The organism is Cupriavidus sp. 05T41, assembly GCF_056396525.1.
The window spans coordinates 1-17417 of sequence record NZ_JBFTLQ010000059.1 but is presented as its reverse complement, the minus strand read 5'-3'; the positions used below and the strand labels follow the sequence as shown (position 1 = coordinate 17417).

Below are 17417 nucleotides of genomic sequence, written 5' to 3'. Positions count from 1 at the left end.
AGGGCCGCGCACGGCGTCCCCCCTGCGGGGCGGGCCAGCCCGCATTGTAGCCGCGCCCATCGCTCACGGATCGGGTGATGGATCGGGTGATGGATCGGGTGACGGATCGGAGAGGCGCGGGCGCTTGCGCCCCGCCAGGCGCCCGCTGGCCCTGCGGGTGGCTTAGAATCGGGACTTGCCCATCACTTCCCCCATCCTCTTGGAAAGCCTAAGCACGCCTGCGATTGAAGTGACGCGCGCGGACGGAGCGGCAACGGCGCACCTGCGCGGCKACTGGACCGCGCTCGCGCTGTCGGACTGCCATCACGCCCGTGCGCTGCGCCATGAGCTGCACCTGGTTGGCGCCGACGCGCAATGGTCCCTGGCGGGCCTGGGCCGGCTCGACCATATCGGCGCCCAGCTGATGTGGCAGGCGTGGGGCAGCAAGCTGCCCGCGCGGCTCGAGGCCAACGAGGCGCAGCGCCGCGTGTTCGGCCGCATCGCCGGGCTGCGCCGCGAAAACTGGAAGAAGCACATGGTGGACCGCTTCAACCCGGTGACGCTGCTGGGCGCCTCGATCCTGTCGATGATCGCGCAGATCGGCAATGGCGTGACCATGCTGGGCCAGCTTKCCTTCGACCTGCTGCGCTTCCTGCGCGCGCCGCAGCGCGGCCCCTGGCGCGAGATCTCGGCCAATATCCACAACGCGGGCTACAAGGCGCTCGGCATCACCGCGCTGGTMGGATTCCTGATAGGCATCGTGTTGTCCTACCTCTCGGCCAACCAGCTGCGCACCTTCGGCGCCAGCATCTTCATCGTCAACATCCTCGGCATGGCGGTGATCCGCGAGCTGGGGCCGGTGCTGGCGGCGATCCTGGTCGCGGGGCGCTMGGGCTCGGCCATCACCGCGCAGATCGGCGTGATGCGCGTCACCGAGGAGCTCGACGCGATGCGCGTGATGGGCATCTCGCACGGCTTTCGCCTGATCATGCCGCGCGTGATCGCGCTGGCCGTGGCCATGCCGCTGCTGGTGGCCTGGACCGACGTGATGGCGCTGGCCGGCGGCATCCTCGCCGCGCGCCTCCAGCTCGGTCTCAGCGCAGCTTTCTTCCTGCGCGCGCTGCCGGACGCAGTGCCAGTAGCCAACCTCTGGCTGGGGCTGGGCAAGGGCGTGGTGTTCGGCATGCTGATCGCGCTCACGGCCTGCCACTACGGCCTGCGCATCCAGCCCAACACGCGCAGCCTGGGCGAAGGCACCACCGCCTCGGTGGTGACCTCGATCACCGTGGTGATCGTGGCCGATGCGATCATCGCCATCCTTTTCAAGGACATCGGCATATGAGCACAGCCATCGTTCCCGCCGCGGCGGACAGCGTGGGGCACGACAAGCGCACCACCGTGGTCGAGGTCCGCAACCTGGTCAAGCGCTTCGGCGAGGCGGTCGTGCACGACGGCCTGAACCTCGACGTCTACCGCGGCGAAGTGCTCTCCATCGTGGGCGGATCGGGCAGCGGCAAGACCGTACTGCTGCGCCAGATCGTCGGGCTCGAGCGCCCCACCTCGGGCACCATCCGCGTGTTCGGCGAAGACCTGCGCAAGCTCGGCACAGCCCGCCTGCAGGCACTGCGCAACCGCTGGGGGCTGCAGTTCCAGCGCGGCGCGCTGTTTTCCGCGCTCTCGGTGATCGACAACATCGCACTGCCGCTGCGTGAACTTCGCACCCTGCCCGACGATCTGATCTGCMAGGCTTCGCTGCTCAAGCTGCAACTGGTGGGGCTGGGCGCGCGCGACGCGGACAAGATGCCGTCCGACCTGTCGGGCGGCATGATCAAGCGCGTGGCGCTGGCGCGGGCGCTGGCCCTGGAGCCCGAACTGGTGTTCATGGACGAGCCCACGGCGGGGCTGGACCCGATGGCTTCCGACGACTACGTGGCGCTGATCCGCGAGCTGCGCCACGAGCTGGGCCTGACCGTGGTGATGGTGACGCACGATCTCGATACCCTGGTGGCGCTGTCGGACCGCGTAGCGGTGCTGGCCGACCACAAGGTGCTGGCGGCGCAGCCGATCCGCGAACTGGTGCATATCGACCACCCGTTCATCCGCGAGTATTTCCTCGGCGAGCGCGGGCGGCGCGCCATGCAGGCCCTGCCCCCGGCGCCGGCCGCGGCGGGCCCGCATTCTGGAGAAGCATSATGGAAAACAAATCACACGCCTTCCTGGCCGGCGTGTTCACGATCGGCCTGGTGATCCTGGTGCTGTTCTCGATCTTCTGGTTCAGCAGCGACCACGCCGTGCGCGTGCCGTACGACCTCATCACCCGATCCACCGTCAACGGCCTCGGGCCGGAGGCCGACGTCAAGTACCGCGGCCTGGACGTGGGCAAGGTGGTGTCGATCCGCTTCGATCCCGCCGTGCCGGGGCAGATCATCGTGCGCATCAGCGTCAACCAGGACGCGCCCATCACCACCACCACCTATGCCACGCTGAACTTCCAGGGCGTGACCGGGATCGGCTACGTGCAGCTCGACGACGCCACCGCGCAGAACGGCAGCGGCCAGCCCTCCCCGCACCTGCGTACCTCGGCCAAGTCGGTGGCGCGCATCGCCATGCGCGCGGGCTTCTTCGAAGAGCTGGAGAAGCGCGGCKACACCCTGCTGACGCAGCTGGAAACCATCATGGACTCGCTCGGCGACATGTTCCAGGCCAACAACCGGCGCGACCTGATGGAGGCGATCCGCTCGGTGCACACCACCGCCGACGACTACTCGCGCCTGGCGCACTCGCTCGAGCCGGCGGTGCGCCAGCTGCCGCAGGTGACCGATAACCTCAACGCCACACTGGCCTCCGCCCGGCGCCTCACCCAGGAGCTGGCCAGTCCCGACGGCACGGTGCTGCGCACCGTCGACCGTGTCGGCCGCGACCTCCAGGGCGTCGCCGATTCGGTGCAGGCGGCCGCCGGCGGCGTMACGCAGGACACGCTGCCGCAGGTCAACGGCCTGACCCGCGACGCGCGCCAGACCATGCGCAGCATCGACCGTGCCGCCAGCCAGTTCAACKACAGCCCGCGCAGCGTGCTGTTCGGCGGCCCGGCGGCCGCGCCGGGCCCGGGCGAGCCGGGCTTCAGCGCACCCTGAGGATCAGGGAAAGCCACCATGCCGMGTACCCACGCCAATCCCCCGAGGCAATCCATGATGCGCACCGTCTCCCTGTTCCGGCCCCGCTTCGGGCCCTGCTTCAGCGGCATGGCGCTGGCCGCCCTGCTGCTGGGCGGCTGCGCGCTCTCGCCCTCCGCGCCCACCATCACCTATGACCTCGGGCCGCCCGCCGGCGCCGCGCCGGGCGCCACGCCGCTGCCCAGGCTGCGCGTGGCACAGACCGACGGTCCCACCTGGATGGACGGCAACGGGCTCTACTACCGCCTTCACTACGCGCAGGCCGAGCGCCTGCAGCCGTACGCCACGCAGCGCTGGGTGATGTCGCCGATACGCTTGTTCGACGAGCGCCTGCGCGAGGCCGTTGCCTCGCGTGGCGCGCTGACCTGGTACGCCGACACCACCGCGCCCTCGCTCAAGGTGGACATGCTGGAATTCGAGCAGGTCTTCGACGCCGCCAGCGCCAGCCGCGGCGTGATCCGCGTGCGCGCCACGGTGTTCCGCAACGGCCTGATCGGGCAGAAGACCTTCGTGGCGGAGCAGCCCGCGCCCAGCGCKGACGGCGCCGGCGGGGTCAAGGCGCTGGCCGCGGGCAGCGATGCCGTGATCGCGGCGATCCTCGACTGGGTGGCGGCGCTGCCGCCGCAGCAATAAGCGATACCGCATGGCATCGGCTCCCCCGCCGCCTTCCCCGCCACCTACGCTGCCGCCGGCGCAGCGCCACTCTCCGCTGGCGCGGGTAGGCCTGCTGTGCTTCACCTTGCTGATCGTCTACGGCAGCCTCTATCCGTTCAGCGGCTGGACCGACAACGGCATCTCGCCGCTGGCCTTCCTCACCGCGCCCAAGCCGCGCTACCTGACCGAGTTCGACATCATCACCAATGTGCTGGGCTACTGCCCCTTCGGCGCGCTGGTGGTGCTGGCCCTGCATCCGCGCGTCTCCGGCGCGCGCGCCACGCTGCTGGCGCTGGCGGCGGGCGCGGTGCTGTCGGGCACCATGGAGGCGCTGCAGACCTGGCTGCCCAACCGCATTTCGTCCAATATCGACCTCATCACCAATGCGCTGGGCGCCCTGCTCGGGGGCGCCGTGGTGGCACCGTTCTCGGCCGCGCTGATCGACCGCGGCTCGCTGCGCCAGCTGCGCATGGCGTGGTTCGAGCCGCATGCCAGCTTCGCCATCATCCTGATACTGCTGTGGCCGTTCGCGCAGATCTTCCCGCAGGACTACCTGTTCGGCATGGGCGGCATCGTGCGCGAGTGGCTGACCGATCCCGACTCATGGCMGGTGCAGTGGCTGCAGGGCGTACTGCCGGGGCTGCCCGGCCTGATCGAAGGCATCGGCCTGCTGCGGCCCGAGGACGCCCAGGGGCAGCAGTTGCTCGAATCCCTGGTGACGGCGTGCGGCTGGGTCGGCACCGGCTTGTTTGCCTCCGCCGCCATGCGCCGCCAGGCGCCGATGCTGCGTATCCTGGCAGGGCTGCTGGCCGCCACGCTGCTGCTCAAGGCGGTGGTGGCGGAAGTGCAGTTTCCCGATGACAACGCCTTCAACTGGCTGTCAGATGCCKGCCGCTTCGCGCTGCTGACCGGCTCGCTGGTGCTGGTGCTGCTGCTGCGCCTGCCGCGCTGGCTGCGCGGCGCGCTGGCGCTGGCCACGCTGATGGTGCTGCTGGTGTTGTGCAACCTGCTGCCGGCCAACCCTTATTCCTGGATTTCGGAGCAAGGCTGGCGGCTCGGGCGCTTCATCCACTTCAACAGCCTGTCGCAATGGCTGGGCTGGATGTGGCCGTTCCTGGCGCTGTTCTACCTGATCTGGCGTTTCGAGCAGTTCCAGCTGGACCGCCGCAGCCTGCGGCGCGCGCGGCGCAAGGCGCAGCGCCAGGCTGGCGGCTAGGAAAGRACACCGCCGCCGGCCTGGGCGCGCGGCGGCTTTTTCCCGCGGCCGCCGCCCCGGGGTTCGCCCTGTTCGGCCGGTTCGCCCGGCACGCTCAGTGCGTCTGGCCGCCCTGCTCGCAGATGTCGGTCGTTGTCGCGAGKGCGGTCGCCACCGCGCGGCGGATGCCGTCGATCATCGTGGCCAGTGCCAGGCTGGGCTGGCCCGGATGGCGCGCGGCCTGCTCCGGCAGGTAGGGAATATGGATAAAGCCGCCTCGCACGCCCGCGGGTACGCCCTGCGTGGCCAGCAGGTGCATCAGGCCATAGAAGACATGATTGCAGACGAAGGTGCCCGCGGTCTGCGACACCGAGGCGGGCACGCCGGCCGCGCGCATGTCGCGCACGATCGCCTTGATCGGCAGGCTGGCGAAGTACGCGGCGGGGCCGTCTTCGGCAATGCGGACATCGACGGGCTGCGCACCGGCGTTGTCGGCGATGCGCGCATCGTCCACATTGATCGCCACGCGCTCCACCGACATTTCCGGGCGCCCGCCCGCCTGCCCCACCGCGATGACCAGCACCGGCCTGAGCGCGTCGAGCAGGTCGGCCATGGCGTCGTTGGCGGCGCCGAACACGCAGGGCAGCTGGCGTGCCACGACGATGGCCGCATCGGGGCCGTCGGGATCGCCGGGGGCGCTGCCGAAGCGCTCGCCGTCGAGCGCGCGCACCGCCTCCCAGGATGGATTGACGGGTTCGCTCTCGAACGGCTCGAACCCGGTCAGCAGCACGGTGCGCATGGCGGCCACTCCCTTACATCAGGAAATACAGCAGGGCGATATTGGCGACCAGTATCATCAGCGCGGTCGGCACCTGCGCGCGGATCACGGCGTTCTTGTCGTCCAGCTCCAGCAGCGCGGCGGGCACGATGTTGAAGTTGGCCGCCATCGGCGTCATCAGCGTGCCGCAGTAGCCCGAGAACATGCCGATGGCCGCCATCACCGCCGGGTTGCCGTGGAAAATGTTCACCAGGATGGGCACGCCCACGCCGCCGGTCATGACCGGGAAGGCCGCGAAGCCGTTGCCCATGATCACCGTGAACAGCGCCATGCCTACGCAGTACACCACCACGGCCACCAGCCTGTAGTCCATGTTGATGTAGGCGGTGGTCAGATGGGCCACGGCCTTGCCCACGCCGGCGTCGGCGAACACCAGGCCCAGCATGGCCAGCATCTGCGGCAGCACCAGCGCCCAGCCGAGCGACTCGGTCAGCCGGCGCGATTCGCGCACGCCCTGCACCACGCTGTCGCGGGTGAGCCAGCACGCCACGGCCAGCGCCACCAGGCAGCCGATGCCGAGCGAGACGAAGGTCACGTTCTTCGGATCGAGCAGCGCCAGGCCGGCGATCTTCACGTCCTTGAACAGCACAGTGCCGATCACGGTCACCAGCGGGATCAGCAGGGCCGGGATGAACAGCTTGTTGCCCAGGCGCTTGGCCGAGGCACGGCGCTCGCCCTCCGGCAGCGTGCCGTGCTTGCCGTGGCCCACGCCGCCGAAGCCGGCGATCAGCGCCATCACCACGGCGCCCACACCGACCACGGCCGGCGGCAGCTTGTCGCCGATCAGGAAKACCAGCGCATAGAGCGCCCAGAACAGGCCGGTGCTGAAGCGGCGCGGATGCTCGCGGTCGGCGAAGGTCATCAGCGCGGTGATGGCCAGCACCAGGCCGGCCAGCCAGAAGAGATAGTTGATGGATACGATCATGGCTTACTCCCCGCTCTTCACGTTGGCGGCGGTGCCGGCACCGGTGGCACCGGCGGCGGCGCGGCCGCCCATCTCGCGTGCCAGCCAGCCATCCAGGCGCTTGAGGCGCACCGCGTGGATCAGGAAGGCGCAGACCGCGGTGGGAATGCCCCACACGGCGATATGCAGCGGCTCTACGTCGATGTTGGACGACAGCAGGAAGGTGTGCATCAGCGCGATGGCGCCGAAGGCCACGAAGATGTCCTCGCCGAAGAACAGGCMGACGTTGTCGGTGGCGGCGCAGAAGGCCAGCACACGCTGGCGCACCGGTTCGGGCAGCTTGCCGAAGCGGGTCTCGGCCGCGCCTTCGGCCATCGGCGCGAGCAGCGGGCGCACCATCTGCGGATGGCCGCCGAGGCTGGTCAGGCCAACCGCGGCGGTCAGCTCGCGCACGCCGAGGTAGACGATCAGCAGGCGCCCGACCGTGGCCGAGGCGATGCGCGAGATCCACGCCTGCGCGTGCTCGCGCAGGCCGTGCCGCTCGAGCAGGCCGATCACCGCCAGCGGCAGCAGGATGATCAGCGGCAGGTTGCGCGTCTTGACGAAGGCGGTGCCGATCGCGGTGAAGATCTGCGTGACCGGCATGCTCGCCGCCAGGCCCGTGGCGATGGCGGCAAGTGCCACCACCATCATGGGATTGAAGCGCAGCACGAAGCCGAGGATGATGATACCGACCCCGACTAGGGGCCAGAGGTTGACTGCCTGTTCCATGGGAGACACCAATAGAGTGTGATGGAGGCGAGTGCCCCGCGCCGCGTCATGTTGCTCGACGTCMCGCGGGGCACGGTAATGCCGGGGCCTGAGGCACGCGCGCGGCGCGCCCCTCAGGCTCCGGCGCGGATTGCGATGCCTTCGGCGCCGAGCCGCTCGCGGATGCGGCGCGCAAAGGCAAGCGCGTGTGCGCCGTCGCCGTGCAGACACACGGTTTCGGCGCGAATCGGTACCCAGGTGCCGTCGATGGCGCGCACGCGCTGCCCGCGCACCATGTCCAGCGTCTGGCCCAGGGCCACGTCTTCGTCCTCGTGCAGCGCGCCGGGCGTGCCGCGCTTGACCAGCGAGCCGTCCGGGTTGTAGCCGCGGTCGGCGAAGACCTCTTCCTTCACCTTGAGGCCGGCCTCGCGCGCGACCTTGACCATGACGCTGCCGGCCAGGCCGAAGAAGACCAGGTCGGAATCGAAATCGCGCACGGCGCGCACGATGGCGTCGGCCAGCACGGGATCCTTCGCGGCCTGGTTGTAGAGCGCGCCGTGCGKCTTGACGTGGGCAAGCTGCCCGCCCTGCGCGCGCACCAGCGCCGCCAGCGCGCCGATCTGGTAGAGCACGTCGGCGTACACGGCGTCGGGCGCCAGTTGCATCTCGGTGCGGCCGAAGTTCTCGCGGTCGGGGTAGCTCGGATGCGCGCCGATGGCCACGCCGGACTCCAGCGCCCAGCGCACGGTCTGCAGCATGGTGGCGGCGTCGCCGGCATGCCAGCCGCAGGCCACGTTGGCCGAGCTGATCAGGGCCAGCAACTCGCGGTCGTTGCCGCAGCCTTCGCCGAGGTCGGCATTCAAGTCGATATGCATTGCGTTACTCCTCGTTCTGTCTTTGCCGGGGATGCGGCCGTGGCCGTGTGGGTCTGTCCTGGATTGCGGCGGGCGGCTCAGCCCACCGCKACGCGCGTGCGGGTGCGCCGCCGCGCCGCGATCATCAGGCCATCGCCCTGCCATTGCAGGGCCTKGTCAACCTGTTGCAGGTAGCGGTCCAGTTCTGCCTGCGCCGCGGCGGCCTGTTCGAGCGAAACGCGCACGAAGCGTACCGGCGCGCCCAGCGGCACCTGCGCCAGGCGCCACAGGTCAGCGCCGATCACCACGCCGATCTTCGGATAGCCGCCGGTGGTCTGTGCGTCGGCCATCAGCGCGATGGGCTGGCCGGCCGGCGGCACCTGCACCACGCCGGGCAGCACACCGTGCGACAGCAGGTCCGCCGCGCGCGCGGGGTCGCGCGCCAGCGCCGGGCCCTGCAGGCGCAGGCCCATGCGATTGCTGTTGGGCGTGATCACCCACTCGGACTGCCACAGCGCATCGCGCGAGGCAGGGTCGAAATCGTCGTACTCCACGCCGGGCAGCATGCGGATCGGCACGGCGTTGCCAAGCTTCGTCACCGGCAGCGCCCAGGCCGGCGCCTGCACGCCGAGCCAGTCGCTGCCGTCGGCCACGCCGGGACGCCCGGCGCCGAGCCGGTCGCCCTCGCGCAGCGCGCGGCCGCCGAGCCCGCCAAAGCCGGCCTTGAGATCGGTGCTGCGCGAACCCATCACCGGAGCCACGTCGATGCCGCCGGCCACGCACAGGTAGCTGCGCGTGCCGCCCTGCGCARCCGACAAGGTCAGCGTTTCGCCGCGCCGCACGTCGAAGGCATGCCATGACCACACCGGCACGCCATCMAGGTTGGCCTTGCATTCGGCGCCGCTGAGGGCCACCCGCATATCGGCGTGGAAGCGCACGGACGCGCGGCCGAGCGTGAATTCGATGGCGGCATCGCCGGCAGCGTTGCCGAGCAGGCGGTTGCCGATGGTGAGGGCGACGCTGTCGAGCGCGCCCGTGGTGCCCACGCCGAAACGGCGAAAGCCGGGACGGCCGAGGTCCTGGACCGAGGCKAGCGCGCCTGGACGGATGATCTCAATCACGCGAAGGTCCTCCGCGCGAATGCGCCGGAACGTGCAGTACGGTTCATGCCACCAGCTCCTCGACCACGAAGCGCACCGTGTCACCGGGCGCGAACAGCGAGGGCGGATCGCGGTCGGCCACGAACAGTTCGCTGGCCGTGCGCCCGATCAGCTGCCAGCCGCCCGGCGCCGCGGCCGGGTAGATGCCGGTCTGCTCGCCGCCGATGCCGACCGAGCCGGCCGGCACGGACAGCCGCGGCTCGCCGCGGCGCGGCGTGGCCAGCGCCGGGTCCAGCCCGCCCATATAGGCGAAGCCGGGCTGGAAGCCGAGGAAGTACACCACGTACTCTGCCTCGCTGTGGCGGCGCACCACTTCCTGCGCGCTCAGCCCGGTGTGCGCGGCGACCTCGGCCAGGTCGGGGCCGTGTTCGCCGCCGTAGCGCACCGGGATCTCGACCAGCTTGCCGGTGGCGGCGCTCGCCTCGCCGGAGGCCCAGGCGAGCCTGAGGTTGCGCTCGAGCGCTTCGGGATCGGCCTCGCGGTCGAACACCACGGTGAGGTTGTTCATGCCCGGCACCGCGTCCACCACGCCGCGCCATTCGGCCGCGCGCTGGGCCATGGCCCAGATGCGGCGCTGTACGTCGAGCGAGGCAGGCGGCGGCACGCTGCAAAGCAGCGCGCGTTCGGCCAAGCGGTGAACGGAACATCGGGACATGGGCGGCACCGGGAAGGGACCTGCCTTGCAGTGTAGGCGGGCGCACCGGACTCGTCAGGCGCGGCGCCGGCCAGGAGGCGGTCCGTGAGTACAATCTATTTTCATCGACAATTTGTCGATAAATTCATGATAACTAAACAAGGAGATGATGGGGCTAGGGGTAGACCCTAGGAAGCCGGTGACGCTACCGGTGGTGTTTGCCGGACGTCACGCCATCCTGGTGCATCCGGCACCGGGGCGGCGCACGCCCGGGTCCCGCCGCATGCCGTGMGGACCCGGCCCGGGCCACGGCGGTGCAGGAAGGGCGATCCGGCCGCATCCGCCCGGGAGATCGGCCAGATCCGATTTTCTTGCGCCGGTTGCCGGTATCGTGGCGCGCCTGCAACGCCGGGACACACGCCTCGCGCGTTCCGCGCGGACGAAAAAAAACCGGCCGGTGGAAACCGGCCGGTCTGCGCAGCTGGGCGAACGCCCCGGGCTCAGGCGAAGCCGGCCTGGTGCGCCTGCTCGTCGGCGTKATAGGAGCTGCGCACCATGGCGCCAACGGCAGCATGGGTGAAGCCCATCTTGTAGGCCTCTTCCTCATACATCTTGAAGACGTCCGGATGTACGTAGCGCATCACCGGCAGGTGGTGGCCCGACGGCGCCAGGTACTGGCCGATGGTCAGCATGTCGATGTCGTGGGCGCGCATGTCGCGCATGACTTCGAGGATTTCCTCGTCGGTCTCGCCCAGGCCCACCATCAGGCCGGACTTGGTGGCCACGTGGGGATTGCGGCGCTTGAACTCCTGCAGCAGCTTGAGCGAGTGCGCGTAGTCCGCGCCCGGGCGCGCCTGCTTGTACAGGCGCGGCACGGTTTCCATATTGTGGTTCATCACGTCGGGCGGGCCCGATTGCAGGATGTCCAGCGCCTTGTCCAGGCGGCCGCGGAAGTCCGGCACCAGCACTTCGATGCGGGTCGCGGGGGACAGCTCGCGCGTGAGCGTGATGCAGTCCACGAAATGCTGGGCGCCGCCGTCGCGCAGGTCGTCGCGGTCGACGCTGGTGATCACCACGTAGTTCAGGCGCAGCTGGGCGATGGTGCGGGCCAGGTTGCCCGGCTCGTTGGCGTCGAGCGGGTCGGGGCGGCCGTGGCCCACGTCGCAGAACGGGCAGCGGCGCGTGCACTTGTCGCCCATGATCATGAAGGTGGCCGTGCCCTTGCCGAAGCATTCGCCGATATTGGGGCAGCTCGCCTCTTCGCACACCGTGACCAGGTTGTTCGCGCGCAGCACATCCTTGATCTCGTAGAAGCGCGAGTTGCCGGTGGCCGCCTTGACGCGGATCCACTCGGGCTTCTTGAGCTTCTCGGCCGGCACGATCTTGATGGGGATGCGCGCGGTCTTGTCAGCGGACTTCTGCTTGCGGGTCGGATCGTACTGCTCCGCCTGGGGTTGCKGGGCTTCGCTGGAAGAGGCGATCAGGGCGTCGCTCATAGTTTTCTCCGCACGCGCGATGCGTGCATGTTCGGCTGGATAGCTAGTTAACCAKAGCCGCGGCGGGTTTCGGGCCGGCAGCCGCGGCGCGCTCTTGCGCCGCTGCCAGTACGTCGCCCAGCGCCGCCGCGAGGCGCCGTGCGATATCGGCTTGTTGGGCCGCGGTCACGGGCAGGCGAGGCGCGCCCGGCGCATCGGCCACCGCGTAGGTGGCGCCCGCCGTGGCCATGTCGACCGTTTCCAGTCCGGCATAGCCGCAGGGGTTGATGCGCAGGAAGGGCGCGAGGTCCATCTGCACGTTGAGGCTGACGCCGTGATAGCTGCAGCCGTTGCGGATCTTGAGTCCGAGCGCGGCGATCTTGGCGCCCTGGTGCTCACCTTCGGAAAGGTAGATGCCAGGTGCGCCGGGCTTGCGTTCGGCTGCGAGATTATACGCCGCGAGCGTGTCCAGCACGGCCTGCTCGATCGCATTAACCAGCTCGCGCACCATCAGGTGGCGCCGGCGCAGGTCCAGCAGCAGATAGGCCACGACCTGGCCCGGGCCGTGATAAGTGACCTGCCCGCCACGATCGATGCGCACCACCGGAATGGCCTCGTCGGGTGCGAGCAGGTGCGCGGGGTCGCCGGCCTGGCCGAGCGTGTAGACCGGGGGATGTTCCACCAGCCAGATCTGGTCGGGGGTTTCGGCGGTGCGGGCGGCGGTATAGGCACGCATCGCGTCGAAGCACGGCTCGTAGTCCTGGCGGCCCTGCTCGATGACTTGTATCGATTGCATCCCGCCAGTTTAACGAAAATAAGGAAAAGGGGCGGATCGCACAGGATGCCGCCCCTTTCTGCCTTCACGCTGTCATCACGTCCCGCCGCCGTCCGCGGGCTCGCCCGGCCGGCGCGAGTGCACCAGCCGCAGGTGGCTGCGCCCGGATGCGCCGGCCCCGGCCTCAGGAGGCCGTGATCTGGTCCTGGTTAGGCGTCCATTCCGTCCCTCGAACCAGGCGCCGCGCCATGCCCGCCACCAGGTGCCCCATGCTCACGACCGGCCGGCGTGCTTCGGCGATCAGCGCCAGGCGTACGCCTTGCGCGGCGCGCGGATCCACGCTGAGGACGATCTCGTCGCCACGTTCGAGCAGGATGCTGCCGCCGCAGCGCAGCCAGTGGTCCGCCGAGTCGCCTTCACGGGTGACCCAGAGATCGGTGCCGGAGGCTTCTTCCACGTGCAGCCGCTGGGCCACGTGGATGGAAAGCGAGGTGACTTCGCCCGGGCTCAGGGTGAACAGGGTCGTTGTGAGCAATGTTTTCATGTTKGGCATCCTTCACTGACATCGGCAATTGTGCGCACCCGCCTGCCCGGAATGGGCCGCCGCTTCGTACACTCCCCTTGATGGGCCTGGCGGTGTCTGAAACGGAACCGGTGCGGGCGCAGCGCCGATGCATTGCATTCTAGTGATTGCCGAAGCCCTTCCAAAACGATATATTTTCCCGGTTCTTGCTAAATAAACTCACATGCGACGGGACTGGTCATGGCGCTGAAAGGGGCATTGGAGAAAGATCTGCCGCGCGGCTGGCACCGCGAGCTACCGCGCCTGCCGGCGCTGACCGCGCTGCGCGCGTTCGAGGCCGCGGCCCGCCACGAGAGCTTTTCGCGCGCCGCCACCGAGCTGTTCGTGACGCATGGCGCGGTCAGCCACCAGATCCGCGCGCTCGAGGAAGAGCTGGGACAGCCGCTGTTCGTGCGCAACGGCAAGCGCGTCAGCCTCACGCCCGGCGGGCGCGCCTACGCCATGCGCGTGCGCGAGGCCCTGCTGGAAATCGCCGATGCCACGCGCACGCTGCAGGCCGGCAGCCGCGACAAGCGCCTTACCATCAGCACCATGGCCTCGTTTGCCGCGCGCTGGCTCACGCCGCGCATCGGCAGCTTCATCGAGCGGCATCCCGAACTGGACGTGGAGCTGTTGTCGTCCAACACCCTGGTGGACTTCGCACGCGAGGAAGTCGATATCGCACTGCGCATGGGCAGCGGCGACTATCCCGGCCTGTACGTGGAAAAACTGCTCGACGATGTGTTCTTCCCGGTMTGCTGCCCCGCCTTCAACGGCGGCAAGCTGCCGGCACACCCGCAGGACATGGAGGGCATGCCGCTGCTGCGCGGCGAAGGCGATCCATGGAAACCGTGGTTCGAGGCCGCCGGCCTGGACTGGCCCGAACCGCGCAAGGGCCTGCTGCTCGAAGACTCTTCGCTGCTGCTGCAGGCCGCCGCCGCGGGACACGGCATTGCGCTGATCCGCTCCTCGCTGGCCTACAACGACCTGCTGTCGGGGCGTGTGGTCAGGCTGTTCAATGTCAGCATCCCCTGCCCGTGGCTGCTCTACTTCGTCTGCTCGCCCGGCATGCTCGAATCCCCGAAGGTGAAGGCGTTCCGCGCCTGGATGCTGCCGGAAATGGAAGCGTTCCGCGCCATCCTGGCGCAGTGGGAAGGCAAGCCGTAGCCGCGCTCAGTCGTCCCCGGGCGCCGCGGCGGGCTTAGCCGGCCCGGCCGCGGGCGACGAGGCGTTCGCGTCGGGTTCCGGCGCAGGCGCGGCATGCGCCCTGCCCGCGCGCGGGTGCGCCTTGTCGTAGACCTTGGCCAGGTGCTGGAAATCCAGCGCGGTATAGATCTGCGTGGTGGCCACGCTGGCATGGCCCAGCATTTCCTGCACCGCGCGCAGGTCGCCGGAGGATTGCAGCACRTGCGTGGCGAAGGAGTGSCGCAGCATRTGCGGATGCACGTCCGCCGGCACGCCCGCGCGGATCGCCTGCTGCTTGATGCGCAACTGCACCGTGCGCGCCGGCAGGCGCCGGCCGCGCGGATTCAGGAACATGGCATGCGCATCCTGCGGCGCCGCGCCGGGGCGCAGCATCTGCGCGCGCACCGCCAGCCAGGCGCGCAGCGCTTCCATGGCCTTGCTGCCGACCGGCACGGTGCGCCGGCGCGAGCCCTTGCCGATCACCGTGACCTCGGCGCTGTCCATGTCGATCCAGCCTTCCGAGCGGTACGCGCCATCCTCGGTGTAGCGCTGGTCCAGCTGCACCAGCTCCGACAGGCGCAGGCCGCTCGAATAGAACAGCTCATACACGGCGCGGTCGCGCACGTCCTCCGCGCCCTCGCCCGTGCTGTGCGAAACCAGCGCCACAGCGTGCTCGACCGACAAGGCCTTGGGCAGCCGGTGGCCCGACCTGGGCGCGCGCACGCCCTCGACCGGATTGGCCTCGACGCCGAGGCCATGGCGCGCGGCCCACAGGTAGAAGCCGCGCCACGCCGACAGCGTGCGGGCAATGCTGGTGCCAGCCAGCCCGCCGCCATGCAGGCGCGCGGCAAAGCCGCGAATGTGATGGGTCTGCAGCGACAGCAGGGCACAGCCCGGCGCGAAGCGCGTGGCGTATTCCTGCAAGACGGCGAGATCGCGCCCGTAGCTGGACAGCGTGTGGGCGGCCAGCTTGCGGCCGCTGGCGAGCCATTCGAGATAGCGCAGCACCAGCGGATCCGGTGCCGGCTTGTCGGCGGCAGCGGTGGCGGGTGCGGGCGATGACCCGGGATTCCGGCCGCGCGTCATGACCGGGCCATTGCGATCGCGCCGTGGCGCATGGCAGCCTCAGTCGCGCAGGCGGTTCAGCGCGGCGCCCGCCACTTCGCCGATCTGCGACAGGTAGGCCGTGCCCATGCCCTCGTGGAAGCGGCGCGCCTCCGGCGAGCCCAGCACCAGCAGGCCGAACGCGGCGCCCAGCGTGCCCGGCTCCCGCGCAGGCACGCGCAGCGTCACCATGGCCAGCGACGCGATATCGTCGCGCTCCAGCCATGCCGCCGCCTCGAAACCGCTGTTCGCGCCGCAATAGGGTGCGCGCAGGCCTTCGGCGAACAGGCGCACGTCCTCGCTCACGCCGCGCGTGACTTCCATGTGCGCGTAGCCCTCGGCCACCTGCCAGAGCTTGAGCGTCACCGCCGGCACCTCGAACACCTGCTGCAGGCCATCCTGCACCGCGTAGGGCAGCGCGTGCGAATCCACCTCCGCCAGCAGGCGCAGCTGCCACGCATGCATGCGCTGCTGCGTGCGGTCATTGTCGTGGCCGTGACGGACCAGGTCGGCCAGCTTCAGCTCCAGGCCCTTGTTCTTCTCGCGCAGGATCTCCATCTGGCGCTCCTGCAGCGACACCGCGCGGTGGCTGTGCGGGCTGGTCAGCTGCACGGCGGCSAGCAGYTCGGCGTGKTCYTCGAAGAACTGGGGGTTGGTCTGCAGGAAAGTCGCGACGTCTTGGGCGTTCATTGGCTTCAACCGGGATGTTTGGGGGGCAGTTTAGCAAAGAGGTGATGCCTGTACGCCATTGGTTTTGCGCGCCGGGCTCCGAAGTGATGCATCCACCTTCAGCGACGAAGGCTGCTCCGTCTCCCGGGCGAGGAGCCGGAACAGCCTTCGGCGTGTGCATGGAGCGGAGGTGCGCAGCCGCGTCGTCTCCGCCTAGGTCTGGATCAGCCTTTTCTGCCGCGAAATGCTCATCAGGATCCCGATCCCCATCCCCAGCGTCACCAGCGCCGTGCCGCCATAGCTCATCAGCGGCAGCGGCACCCCCACCACCGGCAGGATGCCGCTCACCATCCCCATGTTGACGAAGGCGTAGGTGAAGAAGATCAGCGTGATCGAGCCCGCCAGCAGGCGCGAGAACAGGGTCGGCGCATTGGCCGCGATATACAGCCCGCKGAAGATCAGCAGCAGGTAGAGCACCAGCAGCACGGCATTGCCGATCAGGCCGAACTCTTCCGAGAAGACCGCGAAGATGAAGTCGGTGTGCTTTTCCGGGATGAACTCGAGGTGCGTCTGCGTGCCCTTGAGCCAGCCTTTGCCGAACACGCCGCCCGAGCCGATGGCGATGATCGACTGGATGGTGTGGAAGCCCTTGCCGAGCGGGTCGGTGGTGGGGTCCAGCAGCGTGCAGATGCGGTGCTGCTGGTAGTCGTGCAGGACCGGCCAGTTCACGCCGGGCGCGCACATATCGCTCTCGAAGGTGACCAGCGCGGTGACGGCCACCACCAGCGCCATCAGCAGCGGCAGGATAATCTTCCACGACAGCCCGGCGAAATAGATCACATAGAGGCCGGCGGCCAGCACCAGCAGGCCGGTGCCCAGGTCGGGCTGCTTGGCGATCAGGCCCACCGGTACGCCCAGCAGCAGCAGCGCGGTCACGAAATCGAACCACCTGACCGAGCCCTCCCGCTTCTGGAAGTACCACGCCAGCATCAGCGGCATGGCGATCTTCATGATCTCGGAGGGCTGGATGACCATGCCGACGTTGAGCCAGCGGCGCGCGCCCTTGCGGATCAGGCCGAACATCGCCACGCCGATCAGCAAGGCCACGCCCAGCGTGTAGAGCGGCACCGCGACCCGCATCAKGGTCTGGGTCGGCAGGTAGGCGATCACCCACATCACCGMGTAGGAGAGCAGGATGTTGCGCAGCTGGTCCTMGACCCGGCCGGGCATGTCGATGGCGGCCGAATAGAGCGCCACGATGCCGGTGGCGAACAGCAGGAAGACGATCAGCGCCAGCGGTTTGTCGAAACCGGTGAGTGCCGTCTTGATGAATGACAGGACGCGGCGTCGATCCATGGCGCGTCTCCTTCAGCGTGTAGCGTTGGCGCCGCCCGCGCCGGGAGCGGCGGCGGGCTTGGCGCGTGGTTTCGGAGCGGCGGCGGCGACCGGGGCCGCAGCGGCCTGGGCGGGCGCGGGCGCCGGGTGGCTGTGGCCGAGCGCCTGGGC

Annotated in this window: 18 protein-coding genes; 6 read left to right on the top strand and 12 right to left on the bottom strand. The window is 69.3% G+C overall.

The annotated features are described in order from the left end of the window. Positions 1–193: 193 nt before the first annotated feature. From AC1DKV_RS28225 to AC1DKV_RS28205, 5 genes are read left to right on the top strand one after another with little or no spacing between them, the layout of a single operon-like run. On the top strand, positions 194–1321 hold the full coding sequence (locus tag AC1DKV_RS28225; protein WP_477138498.1) for an MlaE family ABC transporter permease: 1128 nt from the start codon (positions 194–196) through the stop codon (positions 1319–1321). After that, positions 1318–2226 carry an ABC transporter ATP-binding protein gene (locus AC1DKV_RS28220; RefSeq protein WP_477138475.1) on the top strand — a complete coding sequence of 303 codons (909 nt, stop codon included), beginning with the start codon at positions 1318–1320 and terminating at the stop codon, positions 2224–2226. Before AC1DKV_RS28225 ends, AC1DKV_RS28220 begins: the two co-directional genes overlap by 4 nt. Further along, a complete protein-coding gene (locus AC1DKV_RS28215) occupies positions 2172–3113 on the top strand; it encodes an MlaD family protein (RefSeq protein WP_477138474.1) in 942 nt (313 codons plus the stop codon). Before AC1DKV_RS28220 ends, AC1DKV_RS28215 begins: the two co-directional genes overlap by 55 nt. Before the next feature lie 57 nt (positions 3114–3170). Further along, entirely contained in the window at positions 3171–3785 is a 615-nt protein-coding gene (locus AC1DKV_RS28210; protein ID WP_477138497.1) for an ABC-type transport auxiliary lipoprotein family protein, read from the top strand. A gap of 10 nt (positions 3786–3795) precedes the next feature. Continuing rightward, a complete protein-coding gene (locus AC1DKV_RS28205) occupies positions 3796–5022 on the top strand; it encodes a VanZ family protein (protein ID WP_477138473.1) in 1227 nt (408 codons plus the stop codon). Positions 5023–5116: 94 nt separating this feature from the next. On the opposite strand, the gene pcp is transcribed toward AC1DKV_RS28205, so the two are convergent. The 9 genes from pcp to AC1DKV_RS28160 all read right to left on the bottom strand — a co-directional run bounded on the left by pcp (position 5117) and on the right by AC1DKV_RS28160 (position 12935). Continuing rightward, entirely contained in the window at positions 5117–5800 is a 684-nt protein-coding gene (gene pcp / locus AC1DKV_RS28200) for a pyroglutamyl-peptidase I (RefSeq protein ID WP_441650248.1), read from the bottom strand. A gap of 13 nt (positions 5801–5813) precedes the next feature. Next, the gene (locus AC1DKV_RS28195; protein WP_441650247.1) at positions 5814–6764 is read right to left on the bottom strand and encodes a DUF979 domain-containing protein; all 951 of its coding nucleotides are present in this window, start codon (positions 6762–6764) and stop codon (positions 5814–5816) included. Between the two features lie 3 nt (positions 6765–6767). After that, positions 6768–7514, bottom strand: a complete 747-nt coding sequence (locus AC1DKV_RS28190) for a DUF969 domain-containing protein (protein WP_477138472.1) — start codon at positions 7512–7514, stop codon at positions 6768–6770. 113 nt (positions 7515–7627) lie between these two features. Beyond that, a complete protein-coding gene (gene pxpA / locus AC1DKV_RS28185) occupies positions 7628–8368 on the bottom strand; it encodes a 5-oxoprolinase subunit PxpA (RefSeq protein WP_477138471.1) in 741 nt (246 codons plus the stop codon). A 77-nt stretch (positions 8369–8445) separates the two neighbouring features. Beyond that, on the bottom strand, positions 8446–9468 hold the full coding sequence (locus AC1DKV_RS28180; RefSeq protein ID WP_477138470.1) for a 5-oxoprolinase subunit C family protein: 1023 nt from the start codon (positions 9466–9468) through the stop codon (positions 8446–8448). Between the two features lie 43 nt (positions 9469–9511). Beyond that, complete coding sequence (gene pxpB / locus AC1DKV_RS28175) at positions 9512–10162, bottom strand: 5-oxoprolinase subunit PxpB (RefSeq protein ID WP_441621277.1); 651 nt, start codon at positions 10160–10162, stop codon at positions 9512–9514. A gap of 479 nt (positions 10163–10641) precedes the next feature. Next, positions 10642–11637, bottom strand: a complete 996-nt coding sequence (gene lipA, locus AC1DKV_RS28170) for a lipoyl synthase (RefSeq protein ID WP_477138469.1) — start codon at positions 11635–11637, stop codon at positions 10642–10644. 43 nt (positions 11638–11680) lie between these two features. Beyond that, positions 11681–12412: a lipoyl(octanoyl) transferase LipB gene (gene lipB, locus AC1DKV_RS28165; protein ID WP_477138468.1), complete on the bottom strand. Its 732-nt coding sequence runs from the start codon at positions 12410–12412 to the stop codon at positions 11681–11683. A 163-nt stretch (positions 12413–12575) separates the two neighbouring features. Then, on the bottom strand, positions 12576–12935 hold the full coding sequence (locus AC1DKV_RS28160) for a DUF2917 domain-containing protein (protein WP_441621283.1): 360 nt from the start codon (positions 12933–12935) through the stop codon (positions 12576–12578). Positions 12936–13154: 219 nt separating this feature from the next. Here AC1DKV_RS28160 and AC1DKV_RS28155 point away from each other — a divergent pair, with 219 nt between their 5' ends. Continuing rightward, on the top strand, positions 13155–14120 hold the full coding sequence (locus AC1DKV_RS28155; protein ID WP_441621285.1) for a transcriptional regulator GcvA: 966 nt from the start codon (positions 13155–13157) through the stop codon (positions 14118–14120). Between the two features lie 6 nt (positions 14121–14126). Here AC1DKV_RS28155 and AC1DKV_RS28150 read toward each other — a convergent pair whose 3' ends face one another. From AC1DKV_RS28150 to rodA, 3 genes are all read right to left on the bottom strand, one after another. Beyond that, positions 14127–15224 (bottom strand): tyrosine recombinase XerC, encoded by a 1098-nt coding sequence (locus AC1DKV_RS28150; RefSeq protein ID WP_441621287.1) that lies wholly within the window; start codon positions 15222–15224, stop codon positions 14127–14129. A 39-nt stretch (positions 15225–15263) separates the two neighbouring features. Further along, on the bottom strand, positions 15264–15932 hold the full coding sequence (locus tag AC1DKV_RS28145; protein ID WP_477138467.1) for a DUF484 family protein: 669 nt from the start codon (positions 15930–15932) through the stop codon (positions 15264–15266). Between the two features lie 192 nt (positions 15933–16124). Further along, the gene (gene rodA / locus AC1DKV_RS28140; RefSeq protein WP_477138466.1) at positions 16125–17267 is read right to left on the bottom strand and encodes a rod shape-determining protein RodA; all 1143 of its coding nucleotides are present in this window, start codon (positions 17265–17267) and stop codon (positions 16125–16127) included. Between the last annotated feature and the right edge of the window lie 150 nt (positions 17268–17417).